Genomic DNA, 15146 nt, shown 5'->3' on the forward strand with positions numbered 1-15146 from the left:
ACTTATAATTCTGAAAGTTTCTTAGCTTCATCATTAGCAATTAAAGCTTCAATAAACTCATCTAATTGTCCATGTTTAACTACTTCATCTATCTTATAAAGAGTTAAATTTATTCTATGATCTGATACTCTGCCATGTAGGAAATTATAGGTGCGTATCCGTTCTGAACGATCCCCCGAACCTACCTGCCACCGTCTGCTATCAGATCTTTCCTGTTCCTTTTGACGTCGTTTTTCTTCATAAAGTCTAGCACGAAGAATTTTTAATGCTTTTGCTTTATTTTTATGCTGCGACTTTTCATCTTGCAAGGCTACGGTAATACCTGTAGGGATATGAGTGATACGCACTGCAGAATCAGTAGTATTAACGTGCTGTCCACCAGCCCCAGAAGATCTATAAGTATCAATCCTCAAGTCTTTATCTTCAATTTTAATATCAACACCTTCAGCCTCAGGAAGTACAGCAACCGTTGCTGCTGAGGTATGAATACGTCCTTGTGATTCCGTTTCTGGTACCCTTTGCACTCTGTGAACACCTGACTCAAATTTAAGTTTTGAGAAAACATCTTTACCTTTTATCGACGCTGACGCTTCTTTATAACCGCCTATTCCCGTATTAGAAATTGCTAATATCTCAAAACGCCATCCTTTAAACTCAGCATACCTTTGATACATATTAAAAAGTACTGCAGCAAAAAGTGCAGCTTCTTCTCCACCGCTTCCTGCTCTAACTTCAATAATAGCACTTTTACTATCTGCCTCATCTTTCGGTAATAAAGAAATTCTTACTGCTCTTTCAAGTTTTGGCAGTAAATTTTCAAGAATGTATATTTCATTATTAATCATTTCTAAAGTAGCATTATCAAGAGCTACTTCTAACCTCAAATTATTTGCTTCTTCAAGTTCAGATTTGACCTTATTATATTCTTTAATCTTTACTACAATATCTTCAAGTTCGGCGTATTCTTTAGAGGCCTTAACAAACTCATCTCCAATAATACCGGAAGATAGTTTTCTGCCTAAATTTTCGTATTTATCTAAAATTTTTACTAAATTATCTGAAAAACTCATTTTATTTTGATTTGTTGTAATTATTATAATGCAGTAGTTTGATTGACAGCAAGCATTCAGAAAAACAACCTAAATTACTAATATTAATATTTTAGATACCATGATCACACTACATTATGACACTTACAAGCACTAGATTATAGTCGATATGGAAATAACATGGACTTCTCCAAGGACATTCTTATATCAGCATCAAAACAGGATGCTCTATAAACCTTTTAAATGATGCCAAAAACTCAGCACTAACTGCTCCATCTATTACTCGGTGATCAGCAGAAAGAGTGACGTCCATAATTGTTGCTATAATTATTTGATCATTTTTAACTATAGCACGTTTTGTACTAGCTCCAACACCCATTATACAACTTTGCGGTGTGTTAATGATAGCATTAAAATTCTTAATACCGTACATTCCGAGATTAGAAATTGTAAATCCTCCACCCTGAAATTCTACAGGGGTTAATTTATTATCTTTTGCTTTCTTGATTAATATTTTCATTTCGTGCGATAATTCTATAATATTTTTTTTATTAGCATCTTTAATTATCGGTGTAACAATACCATTCTCGATTGCTACCGCCACTGAAATATCGACATTATTGTAATATCTAATCGCATCTTCTGCCCAGCTAGCATTAGCATTTGGCACTTCTTGTAAAGCTTTAGCTACCGCTAAAATGATAAAATCATTAACTGATATCTTTGTTAATTTATCTTCAGAAAAAGATTTATTAATGTCTTCCCTTATATCTAATAATTTATCAACATTACATTCTATAGATAAATAAAAATGTGGAACTGTTTGCTTCGATTCAAGCAAACGCTTAGCTATAATCTGTCGGATATTATTATTTGGTACTGAACGATATTCTTCAGTATCTCTGTTATAAGCAGTGCTAGGAGAATATGATAATATATCTTGTTTGACTATTCTACCGTGCGGTCCACTACCTTGCACACTCTCAAGTCTAATATTTCTAATTTTTGCAAGCCTTTTTGCAAGTGGTGAGGCAAATATTTTACTAAGATCATGTTTTACAACCTCTACATTAGTTATGCTCTCATTTGCTTTCTTAAGAGTAGTATCTGTTTTGAGCGATAGTGATACACTATTATTTTTTGCAATAAACGCATCAATATCTGCTGTACTTTCTCCTTCTTCACTTAACACTGCAATTAAAGAGTTCACAGGTACATTTTGACTATTTTGTGGAATAATTATTTTAGCAAGTATACCTTCATCTACTGATTCTACTTCCATTGTTGCTTTATCAGTTTCAATTTCAGCAATTACTTCCCCGGGATTAACTTTGTCCCCTTCTTTTTTTAACCACCTAGCTAGATTTCCATCCTTCATAGTTGGAGACAAAGCAGGCATTAAAATTTTAATCGGCATAATTTATTGAGATTTATGTTATTATTTTTTAAACAAGTCTTCATGCATTAATTGCGTAACCTCGGATATAAACCTGTAATACCAAAATATGGTGTACAAATACGTGATTACATTACAACTATCACACCTTAATATCAGGACTAATTATCATTATCATCTGCTTACCTTCCATTTTAGCATGCTGATCGATTTTAATTAGTCCTTCTAATGCTAGTTCTATACGCTTAAATAGTTCGTGTCCAACCTCTTTATGAAGAATCTCTCGCCCCTTAAACCATAAAGAAATTTTTACTTTATCTCCATCTTTTAAAAATTCTTTTATTTTTCTTAGCTTAGTTTCAAAATCACCTATACTAATATTAGGTTTAAATTTCATTTCTTTAAGCACGACAATTTTTTGCTTTTTACGTGCCTCATGTAAACGCTTTTTATTTTCATACTTAAACTTACCAAAATCTAGAATCTTACAAACAGGTGGTACAGCATTCGGCGATATCTCAACTAAGTCAAGACCGGCTCTTTCTGCCATATCTAATGCTTCTCTAATATTTACTACACCATGCATTTCGCTGTTTTCGTCTACAAGACGTACCTCTCTAGCTCTGATTTCTCTATTAGCCTTAGGCAAATTATTTTTAGAAATAAAATTTCTCCATATTATGTTTACAAATAAATATATTGCATTTAACTTATTTTATTTAAAATTACAAGTAAATAATATCTTTAATTTTATTTAAAAAGTTTTAAATAAATTAAAACTACAAGACCAATTCCAAATATTAATAAACAGATGCGTGTTAATTTAGCGATTCTTTCCTGTATTTTTAAGTGTTTTAGATCTATCGCATGCTTATGTGCTTGTTCTTTTTGTGCCATATGCATTAATTCTTGTAAAGTGCCAGGATAAATATTTTCATATTCACTAATTAAATCGATTGGTGGTAATATATGTTCAAATTTTTTACGATAAAAATTATTATCAGGCTCATTGATACTAAAAGTCTTAGCATAACCTTTATTTAATCTGTTATTTTTATTAAAAAAACGTTTTGTCTCTTTCATATTCCTTTTTAATTTTTCGAAATGTATATAATATATTACTTTCAACTATTTTAAAATAATCAATTAATTGTCTTTCTCTTTTTTTCTGTTGTTTAAAGCTTTGCATATTTATGATATTCTTTAGCTCTATATATACTAGTTTTATAAAACTACGTTTCATTGATTATACTAAATTTATAAAGTCTTTTTGTGGTATTATGGCCCGTTACTAAAATTTATAGCATTATTTAATTTATTGCAATAGACATCCTGTAATAATTTTTACTTCCTAATTTCATTAGAAGAATAAGATATGATATAGTCAAAAAATTTTTTAAAACCTTTATTTTAAAATGATTTTCATAAAATTGTCCAGTGAATAGTACAATTTTCTTTATCTAAATCTAATATTTTTTCACGTTCCTTGAAAGATTGTTTTAACCTAAAAAATTACATTATATACAATAATAATCTATTAAATTTACTATCTACTATTATACATAGTTTGCCAGATCGATTCATGGCCGTCTGATCATATTATACTGTTTCTCCGTTTCAAGTTTTAAATTTATTGAATAGAAATTTTCTATATAATATAGCAATAATAATGCTTAAAAAGCTCATAAGTTTAATTAGTAATATTTTTACTAAAAATAAAACTCAACAGTAGAAAAAGAGATTATTTTTTGAGAATTTAGTTGCAATATGATTCTGCCAGTATTATCAATATCTTTAAAAAGACCGGTTACTATACCATTTTGATATTTAATATTGATATTTTCATATAACTTATAAGCATGTTCTATCCATTTTTTTCTAATAAAAGAAAAACCATTATTTTGCCAAATTTGATAGTACTTTTCAAAGTTTTGTATTAATATCTTAAGTAAAGCTTGTGGCACTACATGTATTATATTTTCAGTTATTAAGCTAGTAGTAGGTTGATCGATATTCTCAGGATGATAAGTGATATTAATACCAATACCGATAATAAGGTAATAATTATTATCCACTTTAACTGATTCAAGAAGAATACCAGCAATTTTCCGACCATTCATCAAAACATCATTAGGCCATTTTAGTTGTATACTGTAATTCTGTGCACACACTGACATTGCATTGAAATTATTTATTAATTGATTAGATCCAACACAAAGGACACAGGATAATATAGTATTATAAACTGCAAGTGCCGTAACGAAAGACAATTGCGGCAGTAATTCTAGCTCTTTCTCAGGCCTTATTAGTAAACTTACATGCAAGTTACCTGACCTAGACTGCCAGTTTTTCCCGCTTCTTCCACGTCCGCTAGTTTGAGATTTAGCAAATATTGCATAATCTGCATAAACTTTATTATGCTTTGCAATTCTCATAGCTTCAGAGCTGGTACTGTCTATTTCATCAAAAACAATTAGCTTAAATTTACCGATGTTCATTTTCTATTGATAATCATTGCAAGTATATATTGCCAGCATAGACAAGAAGATACAGTAAATGCAATACATTAACTTTGCTACAGTATACAGAAAAATAACTAAAATACTAATAATCATTATGTTTTTACCAAGTAGAATAGATGGTATCTATATACGAAGATAATGTCTTTTTGCAATTAAACTTATTACCACCTATTCCTGTGATTCCTAACTAAATCATATTTGTGTTGAATTTTTAGCGCAGCGCTTTTTTTCTTTGCTAAAAAACTTTCTAAATCTTTTTTGGTAAATTGAAAATTAGCAATATTATAATCAAAGGTTTTAGTTTTATCAAACCTTGTATCTTTATTTTTATCTATTTCTAACACCTCAATGAAACTATCTTTTATTTTACTTGAAGCAACAGAAGTATTTAAGGTATACAATAAAGCATTCAATGAGTTTGTATCGGTCTTTATTGTATTGTTACGACTAGTTGCAGCAATAATTACATATTCTCTCAGTTTTTCATTTAATTTTTCTTCGGTCAATAATCCGATTTTACAAAAAGATAATAGCATTTTTGCTTTATCGTTATGAGTCTCAATAATGCCGTCTTGCCATTTAGAAGTATTATTGTCTTTTGATGGAATAAACATTCCAAATAATTTAGTGCCAAATGTTTTATGTAGATTTTTATTATTATAAACTTCATAAACATTTAGTAGAAATTTTTGATGATCAAATGTTTTATCTATTTTTGTAGTAAGATCATGATTATTCAAATGTTCTAGAGTTTGACAATATCCTTTAATATGCAAATAATCAGAATATTTTTGTGCATCTTTAAAATCCAAAGTATCTATTCCAGCAGTATCTAAAACAACGGTATTTAAAGAATTTTCACGTAATTGCTCATTAGTTGCTCTTAAAGTTTCAGTATATTTAAATTTTCCTCCTACTTGTGCAATAATTTTAAATAATACATCAACTAAAAACTTGATTATATCACTTGGACTATCAAAATTTTTTGCACTATATATAGCAATATTTGCATCAGCTCCCATACCAGTACCAAAAGCCATAGCCAGAGTTCTACCTTGCTTTTTAGCTAATGTAATTTCTTCCAAATTATCAGTTACTTCTTGTATACAAAATTCTGGTTCATTATCTTTAAAATATTTTGTCGGTATATTATCCCTATATCCACCATCAACATATTTTTTACCATCAATTTCTACCGGCTTAAAAACTATAGGTATAGAAGCAGAAGCACGACAAGCTAAAGCAATTTCAACATTTGGTGTATCAAAACTATTAAAAATAGTTAATGCACTTGTCTCTCGTTGTGTTGCTGTAATTACTAAATCCTTATATTGTACAGGATCATATTTTCGTAATAATGCTATATCTTTAAAATATATTTTACCATCCTTTTGGTTATATCTTGCTCTTAATTCATTAAGAGCCTTATCATTTTTAACATTTACTATATCTGATCTATGTAAAAAATTACCTATATTTTCTTTAATAATCAATTCCATTAAATCATATAAAGGCGTACCGTCTTTATTTAACTGTATCATACCTGCAGAAAAGCCTTGTTTCCCAAATAAAGTTTGCAGATTTGTATTTTTAGAAATTTCTTCAAATCGCTTAGGCGGTGTCCCAAGAGCTACAACTGCAGCAGTGATAGCACCAACAGAAGAACCTGCTACAGCCTTAACATTATCTAAAATACCAGCTTTTTTTGCTGCCTCATAAACTCCGGAATATATTGCACCCTTAGCTCCACCACCACTAAAAGCTATATATTCGATAGGCGCTTTTTGTGCTTTTTCTAACTCATACAATGTTTTTATTTGATTGATAGAAGAATTTTGATCTTTTGTTATGTATTCTAACTGCTCTAAGATTTCAGATTGCTCATTAAATACAGAAGTTTTGAACTCTTGCTTCATAATAATATTATGTTTCCTTATCTTTATATCAGTTATAGTGTTATTATATTACTGTATTAAATTATCTTCTACAAATTTCCAGTTAATCATATGACTAATAAATATGTCAATATAATCAGATCGTTTATTACGATAATCAATATAATAAGCATGTTCCCATACATCGCATACTAGAATCGGCTTCATCAAGTTTACTATAGGTGTATCTGCATTAGAGGTTTTTATAATTTGTAACTTATTATTGTTATATACAACCCATACCCATCCGCTACCAAATTGTCCTAATGCCTCTTGTTTAAACTGTTCACAAAACTGTTCAAAACTACCGAAATCTTGACTAATTTGTTCAAATACTTTACCACTTGGTTTTCCTCCACCATGCGGTTTTATTGAATACCAAAAAAATGTATGATTCCATATTTGAGATGCATTATTAAAAACAGTAACCTCCGAATTTTTTGAGGACCATTTTATTATTCCTTCTAAATCTTTTTTTTGTAATTCTTCTCTATCTTTGAGTAAGTTATTGAGATTTTGCACATAAGAATTATGATGTTTGCCATGATGATAATCAAAAGTCTCACAAGTAAAATGTGGTTTAAAACTTTCTTTAGCATAAGGTAAATCAGGTAAAATAAAAGGATATGAGGTTTGATTAGCTTTGCGACAATATGTCATGTTATTTTTTCTCCTAAGTAATTTTTATACTGTACCTATGATACCGCAAATCGCGATATCTCGTATTGTGAATTTAATAATAAAGCCGAGTGGTCAAGCTATTTGATAACAATTGGATAATAATTTATAAAAATCGGAAGCTAAATAAAGTGATCCGGTTATTATAATATTTGTCTTATTATCACCATTACGCTTGTTTATATCACTAATCGCTGCTTCAAGTGAGTCACTTTCACTAAAATCAATACCACTCTTTCTGCCTTCCAAATTTATTATTGCAGCACTATGACTTAGCGGTTCGGACAAAACTTTAACACCGTAACCTTTAATTGTCAAATCATTAAAGTAAGAGCAAAATGCCTTTATATCCCTATTTTTAGTCATACCAAGTATTAAATATATCGGTGATTTTAAATTAACACGCACCCAATTTGCTAAAACTTGAGCCCCACTATTATTATGAGCTGCATCTACCCAAATTTGAACATTTTCACCTATTAATTTAGAATATTTTTGTGGTTCTATTTTTTCAATTCTGGCTTGCCAAACTGTATTTTGCAATCCTTTAGAAATAATTGCGTTGCTGATATAAAATTGTTGATTTATCAAACTTATTAAAGCAATAACACTTGCAGCATTTATTAATTGATGATCACCGAGTAGTGAAGGAGAAGGAAATTCATAGGTAAAATTGCGTGACGCATAAATAAATCCATTGTCGGTCTTTTGAATACCGAAATCATATTCGTAGCAAAATGTAGGCACATCTAGCTCTTGAGCTCTTGCAAATAATGTTGCATAAACTCCTAAAGTTTGCATACTGATAACGCAAGGGACACAAGCCTTCATAATACCAGCTTTCTCAACTGCTATCATCTGTAATGTATTACCAAGCACATTCATATGATCATATGAAATAGGCGTAATTAAGGTAATTAAAGGATGTTCAAATATATTTGTTGCATCTAATCGTCCACCAAGTCCTGTTTCTAAAATTAATATATCAGCTTTTGTTTGTGCAAATGCTAAAAACGCTGCTGCCGTAGTACCTTCAAAAAAACTAGCTTCAATATTAAATTTTTCGCTTACTATCCGCACATGCTCACAAACTTGCCACAATGCATTATCTGAGATTTTCTCACCTGCTACTATGATGCGTTCGTTAAATTCTAATAAATGCGGTGATGTATAGCAATGTACCTTATAACCAGCAACAGTAAAAATACTTTTAAGCATAGCACTACTTGAACCTTTACCGTTTGTACCGGCTATATGTATGACTGGAGGCAGACTTAAATGTGGATTACCTAAAACCTTCAAGAGTCTTTTAATATTATCTAAATCATATTTAACTTGATTTTGCCATGTCGGCAACGGAAAATGCGGCATTAACATTGTTATTGATTTTTTATGTATTATATCAAACTTTATAAAAAAAACGTGACTAGTTGTTAATGTAAAGCTTGCCAATATTCTAAAATAATTGCCAAATTGCAAATTTTATATTGATTTGATATACAAATGATAAGCTGTGGTATTTTAATAAGTTGTGAGAATATATTTTTAAGAGTTTAATTTAATCAGTTAGATTGAACGTTACCATAATTTTAACTTAAAACATAAACTAACCCCCCTTGAAATTGTGAATCAAATCTGCATAATCTTTTTCTATTCTTTTTTGTACACTAGATAATAAAAACTTCATGTGCACATTTAATGCTAAACGCTTTTAACATGTTAATAAGTTCCCTCAGCTCAATAAATAAAGTCATAATTTCATTAATTAAATCGTTTAGGACTATAATGTCATGATGTAAATATTAATGTATACTGTCACTTAAATTAGTTTCTAATATACTAATTAAAGTGGTGTTTATATATCTGTACAATAATATTGGTAATATATTACAATATATATTTCAATACAATCAAATTTTGAAATTAATTGAGTTTTACTAACAAGTACAATTATTGATTTAATTATTTCACGTATTATAACAAGTAAATACTTACTGTATCTCCTAAGAGTGTAGAATGAAGCATCAAGGCTAAAATATTACTATTAGCCATTAACAATATAAGTTAATTACAAAATCAGACAAAGATCAATACAATCTTATGGTAAGACCAAAAAAATATTTGTACTCTGGTTCAAAATTATGTTCTGAATAGAATAATTACGCCTGTGATAAAGATATTGCATAATGAAATTTGAAAAGCACAATAAATCAAATTCATAATAATGTTTCAAATCTAACAATGTTTTGTATGTAGTAAAATAGAATATATTATATCTTAAGAGATTGATAATTTTGCTTATCTGATTTTTGTAGCGTTAAAAGATATTAACATGATGCAATATATTATATCCTTTTCATTATGCACGTAAAAATTGTTTTTTTGTTCAAAATACCACCACGTACAAATTTGATAAATAAAAAAATATCGTTGCACAGCTAAATTAGCTATATCATCTTTTTTTAAAGATTAAGGAAACACAAATTCCTTAACTGCATTATTCAAATTACTAGTTTAATTTTGAGATTTAGGAGAATTTTTAGTAGAGCTTTAAAAGAGTGATCATGAGTTTTTAATAGCTTCTTTTAAATTCTCTATTCCAATTTTATTTTTAAGATTTTGATTTTTATTATATCTTCTTTCTTATTAATATGATAGTTAAATATTGCAGAAAATGCATTCCATTAATCCTATATTTCATGTACTATAAAATATGCATTTTAAGTATTTAATCTTATCTTCAAATATATCTTAACTTTGATTCACTAACTATTCTTGACTAATCAATACACTAAAAGTAACATCATATCTTTATACAATATTAAAATTAATAAGTTATAGGACCTATAGCACCAACTTTTGAATATGCTTTTATTTCCGATTATATTCGGTAATGCATTAAAACATTTATTCAACAATTCTATTTGACCTTATCCATATTCTTTAATAAACTAGTTTATATTGGTCATGTTTATGTATAAATCTTCATCAAATTGGAATTCATCACTTGAAGTGGTTCTGCTTTGCTCGATGTTGCTTTTTCTTCTACAACTAGGTTCAAAGTGTAGCCTAAAACTTTATAATATAATCATCATTACTAAAGAATTTTTAAAATATTTTGAGATATTTTCTATGTAATATTGACTTTGTCTTTATTATCTTAATTAAACTTTTAATAAAATATAATTTATTAACTAATCTAATATTTCAGTATCTAACTCAGGCATAATATTATGATCTAAATCAATATTTTACGTATTGAACAACCTAATGTTTTATTATAACTACCTAACCTTTTTTCTTGCAGAATACTTGTGTTAATTCTTGCAAAATTATTTTATATCTTCAACGCTAAAAGCAGTAAAAATCTTTTATTGTTTTATTTGCATTTACTAGAGTACACTTTATTCCTATAGGTACTTTAAACCTTCTTGAGGTACAACAGGTCCTTTATATTGCATTTACTTTTTTCCAAATTGGATAATACAATCTCATCTATTAAATTTTATATTTTGTCATCAAATAACTAAATATACTTTAAAGTAGTAGATATAATTAATCTTTATGGAAAGCGCTAAAATATAGCATTAATATTACAAATTATTTCTTACTAAAATATTCTAGTTAATTCTTTTTTCATTATTAGTTACTATTCATTCTGCTAAAAGTTTCAGAGTCATGAAACATTTCTTTTATTTGGATATGAGAATCCAAAAAGCGATAATACTCCTAACTCTTTAAGCATAATGAAAATTTTTATACTTTCACTATCGAAACCTTTATTGTCGACTCTGAGTCCAAACATGTCACTCATTGCTACTAGCTACAAAACATTACACCTAAAAGGCATTATTTAGTACTAATACTGCAATACTTAAACTATAAATATTATATGTATAAGACTATATATAGAATTACGTGATTTTACACTACCTAGCAACAATACTTAAACAATCATCGACTGAGATTCTATTGATTGATTCAGATATTTTTCGTTTCAGCTTTATTATGTAATAAAGCACATATATCTTATTGTGAATATCTGACATTTGCTACCTTAGCGCTATACCATTATTATATTATCAATATAATAATTATGCAAGAACTCATCTAAATGCACTTCTCTCATCATCGCTTCTTTATCTAAAAATTTAAAAAACTTTCTACTAATTTTCGTTCTCTAACAACTTTATCGCTTAATACTGTTCTACTAACTGCATCAATGTAACTCAGTAATATCTGTAATTTTACATAATATTCTCTTAAAACTGCGCTTTGATTGAGTAATAGTCGCTTAGATTTTGTAAAGCGTGTGATAACTACATAAGATTCTGCAGTAAAAAGTTAATATAATTAAAGTAGAAAGCTGTATTATGTTCAAAGTTATAATTATGTTATTAATGCAAGCATGAAATTTATTATAATAAGCACTCAACACATCACATTATTAATGTTTTTTTATAATTGTTTTTATGGTGAAATAATTTTATTTTTATTGTATGTAGTATTAAAATACAATATTACTATATCAGTTTATTGATAAAAAATATTTTATTCAATAAAATCTATATTCCACTAATAATATTAGTTTATATGCTACTGATACTCCCTGAAATAACTTTAACTTTAATAGCACTTTTAGGGCAATGTTTTGCCCTAATGATACCAAACAAAAATAAAATTATTTATAATATAGTTATTTTATTATGCATAATATCAATTTTTCTTACATTTAAATATTCAAGTTATGAAGGAATATGGCATTCATTTGCTACAGGAATAAATATTGGTATTAGTAAAAGCATAGTATTACTATTCACTATAGTGTCATTGATTATATACCGTGACTATTCTAATCTTATTGGTGAGGCAATAAAGTTTGAATTTATTACTTTAATATTATTATCAATCGTAGGTATTTTTGTTGCAATCTCATCACGGAATTTTTTATTATTATTCTGTGGTATGGAGCTTACTGCATTAACTTCATATGCACTTGCAGGATTCAAATTAGATGATATTCAATCCTCAGAAGGTGCTTTAAAATATTTTATATTGGGTAGTTTAGTTACTTGTTTATCATTATTTGGAATTTCTTTTATATATGGATTTGGTGGAAGTATACAATTTGAAGATATCTTACATCAACTAAATAATAATTCTGAAATCAAACCTGGTTTAATAATTGGTATTGTATTATTTTTAAGTAGTATTTTCTTTAAACTTGCAAGCTCGCCACTCCATTTTTGGATTCCTGACGTATATGAAGGATCACCGATTAGTTCTATTACTTATTTCACATCCGCCGCAAAAATAGGTATGGTTATTGTTTTATTTAACATTAGCAAATTAATTATAGGTAATTACTACCCTATTAATTATAATTTGATCAAGATTATTGCTATATTATCTATGCTGTTTGGAGCGTTCGGAGCTATTCAGCAAACTTCACTAAAAAGGTTAATGGCGTATAGTACTATTTTAAATATCGGTTATGTATTAATAGGTGTTATTCTTCCTAATCAAGAAGGATATAAAGCAGCTCTACTATATATTCTAATATATGCAGTAGTAAGCATAGGATTTTTTACTTGTTTAATTATGTTATTTGGTAAAGACGTTGATAAAGCTAGTTTTAAAACGATACAAGGTATTGCAGAAACACATAAAACAATCGCAGCTCTAATTAGCATAGTTATGTTTTCAATGATAGGCATTCCCCCTCTTACAGGATTTTTCGGCAAATATTACCTTTTTTACCAAGCAATTAATAAACAAGAATTTACATTAGCGTACTGTGGTATTTTTACTAGCGTAGTCGCTGCTTTTTATTACCTTAAAGTAGTAAAAGCTATGTATTTTTCTAAAAAGAATTCGATAATTAAGCTACCAATACAATATGGACTTTTACTGATTAATTACTTAGTTCTAGTCTTCTTATTGTTTGGTTCATTTATTATCTTATTTTAGTCAGTGTAGGCTTTTTATTTAAAATAACACTAGATTCAGTAATTTTAATAGGCGTCATAAGTTTTTCTTTTAGATTCTTTATCTGTTTTAAATCTTCTACATCTAATTTTAATAGATCTTGGTCTTGCTGTTTCGCTTTGCTAATTAGCCCTAGTTTACTTGGCGTAACACAAACAATATCATCCATTCCTCCTGCTTGATAAAATTTTGCTAAAGAATCTACATATTCGCTTTTTCCATATCTATCAGTCTTTACTGTTTTTGATGCATTTTTTCTTTTATCAGAAGAATTAGCTAAATTGCTTTCATATTTAATATCTTCATTTAAACTTTCGATTGTCTTTATTAAATGTTTTTTTACACTATTTCTAATACAAAATTTTTTTAAAATCCTTACAAAATTAGTAGTCAATTTATCTCTGAATTTAAGTTTTAGCGATCCATTTTTGCTTTTTGTATAATTAAGAATTTTTGCAAAATAATCAGGGTATTCTTTTATTAATGTTTTTAACTCTTGCTTTTTCACTTCGTAATAAGGAAAACGATATTTCTTAGAAATTAAGGTATTTATTTTAATCTCTAGGCCATATTCCTTTAAAGATACTTGCCTTTTTTTCATTATATCTATTAAACTAGCTTTAATTTCCTCAATTGTTATTTCATGAGATTTGTTATTAAATTTCTTTGGCATTGCTCGTTGTGCAAATTTTGTAATTGCTTCATTACTATAATATTTAGTTAATTTATCAAAACTTTGATCAATGATTTTACTTAAATCAATTTTAGAAGCTGCAAGTAAACTATCTGCAAAATGAGGATTTTTTGTTCTTAAACTAGAAGGAAATTCTCTAAAATGATTAGTTGGACCAAATCCAGGTAAATGTCTAATTCTTGAATGAGGATAGATATTATCAGTTAAATTATCAAAACTACCACCAAAATCAATTCTTACTAAATGCGGTAAAGTTTTTGGTTTTTTTTTATTTCTTATAACTCCTATATTGCCAAGATGTACATCAAAATCTCCGATTAATAAACTTGCTGGCATAATTTTTTCAAAGTTCTGATACTTGATTTCCTTAAAAGCATTTTCTAAGGTTCTAAATAATTTATTTCTAGATCCCATAAACAGCGGTCTCCCACCATCCTTTCTAAACCAAGAACTCGGTTTAGTTTTAGCAGACATATATTTATCCATATCTATATACATATCGCTACTATAATTCTCAAAAAATTCAGATTTGACATATATCTGTGAATCAACAGATTTAGACTTATTAAAATCATCAGGAGCAATTAAATTAACCTTTGCTCCATTTCCTGGACTTATAGCTTCAAAAATTTGAGATCCTAAAAACTCAGCTATATTTTTCGAACTTGACCGCTCTTTTTTTATCAGTGCAGTAATTTTACCATCTGAACTCTGATAAACTCCACCATACTCTCCTGCTTCATTCATTCCGCCTAATTTAGGTTTTAAAAAATTCCAACCTTTAAATACTGATTTTTTATTTTGTATCATCTGCGCCTCTTTATATTTATTTGATAATTTTAATATTATATAAAATAAAGATTATTTTAATGATAGTATGTGTTT

General features: G+C 28.2%; 11 protein-coding genes. 1 reads left to right on the top strand and 10 read right to left on the bottom strand.

The annotated features are described in order from the left end of the window. Positions 1-2: 2 nt before the first annotated feature. From prfA to RT_RS02605, 9 genes are all read right to left on the bottom strand, one after another. Positions 3-1070: a peptide chain release factor 1 gene (gene prfA / locus RT_RS02565; protein ID WP_011190966.1), complete on the bottom strand. Its 1068-nt coding sequence runs from the start codon at positions 1068-1070 to the stop codon at positions 3-5. A gap of 181 nt (positions 1071-1251) precedes the next feature. Continuing rightward, positions 1252-2466 (bottom strand): pyruvate dehydrogenase complex dihydrolipoamide acetyltransferase, encoded by a 1215-nt coding sequence (locus RT_RS02570; RefSeq protein WP_011190967.1) that lies wholly within the window; start codon positions 2464-2466, stop codon positions 1252-1254. A 121-nt stretch (positions 2467-2587) separates the two neighbouring features. Next, complete coding sequence (gene infC, locus RT_RS02575) at positions 2588-3145, bottom strand: translation initiation factor IF-3 (RefSeq protein ID WP_011190968.1); 558 nt, start codon at positions 3143-3145, stop codon at positions 2588-2590. 50 nt (positions 3146-3195) lie between these two features. After that, positions 3196-3528 carry a DUF2335 domain-containing protein gene (locus tag RT_RS02580; RefSeq protein ID WP_011190969.1) on the bottom strand — a complete coding sequence of 111 codons (333 nt, stop codon included), beginning with the start codon at positions 3526-3528 and terminating at the stop codon, positions 3196-3198. After that, positions 3503-3688: a hypothetical protein gene (locus RT_RS02585; RefSeq protein ID WP_011190970.1), complete on the bottom strand. Its 186-nt coding sequence runs from the start codon at positions 3686-3688 to the stop codon at positions 3503-3505. Before RT_RS02585 ends, RT_RS02580 begins: the two co-directional genes overlap by 26 nt. Before the next feature lie 466 nt (positions 3689-4154). Continuing rightward, a complete protein-coding gene (locus RT_RS02590) occupies positions 4155-4943 on the bottom strand; it encodes a biotin--[acetyl-CoA-carboxylase] ligase (RefSeq protein ID WP_011190971.1) in 789 nt (262 codons plus the stop codon). Between the two features lie 185 nt (positions 4944-5128). After that, positions 5129-6919, bottom strand: a complete 1791-nt coding sequence (locus RT_RS02595; protein ID WP_122036769.1) for a patatin-like phospholipase family protein — start codon at positions 6917-6919, stop codon at positions 5129-5131. Between the two features lie 12 nt (positions 6920-6931). Further along, positions 6932-7561 carry a superoxide dismutase gene (locus RT_RS02600; RefSeq protein ID WP_011190973.1) on the bottom strand — a complete coding sequence of 210 codons (630 nt, stop codon included), beginning with the start codon at positions 7559-7561 and terminating at the stop codon, positions 6932-6934. A gap of 93 nt (positions 7562-7654) precedes the next feature. Then, positions 7655-8956 carry a folylpolyglutamate synthase/dihydrofolate synthase family protein gene (locus RT_RS02605; RefSeq protein WP_011190974.1) on the bottom strand — a complete coding sequence of 434 codons (1302 nt, stop codon included), beginning with the start codon at positions 8954-8956 and terminating at the stop codon, positions 7655-7657. Positions 8957-12172: 3216 nt separating this feature from the next. On the opposite strand from RT_RS02605, the gene nuoN reads away from it, so the two are divergent. Further along, positions 12173-13549 (top strand): NADH-quinone oxidoreductase subunit NuoN, encoded by a 1377-nt coding sequence (nuoN, locus tag RT_RS02610; protein ID WP_011190976.1) that lies wholly within the window; start codon positions 12173-12175, stop codon positions 13547-13549. Here the strand turns inward: nuoN and RT_RS02615 are convergent. Further along, a complete protein-coding gene (locus RT_RS02615; protein WP_011190977.1) occupies positions 13536-15071 on the bottom strand; it encodes a hypothetical protein in 1536 nt (511 codons plus the stop codon). The genes nuoN and RT_RS02615 overlap by 14 nt on opposite strands. Positions 15072-15146 lie beyond the last annotated feature (75 nt).

It is taken from the genome of Rickettsia typhi str. Wilmington (genome assembly GCF_000008045.1).
Lineage (GTDB): Bacteria > Pseudomonadota > Alphaproteobacteria > Rickettsiales > Rickettsiaceae > Rickettsia > Rickettsia typhi.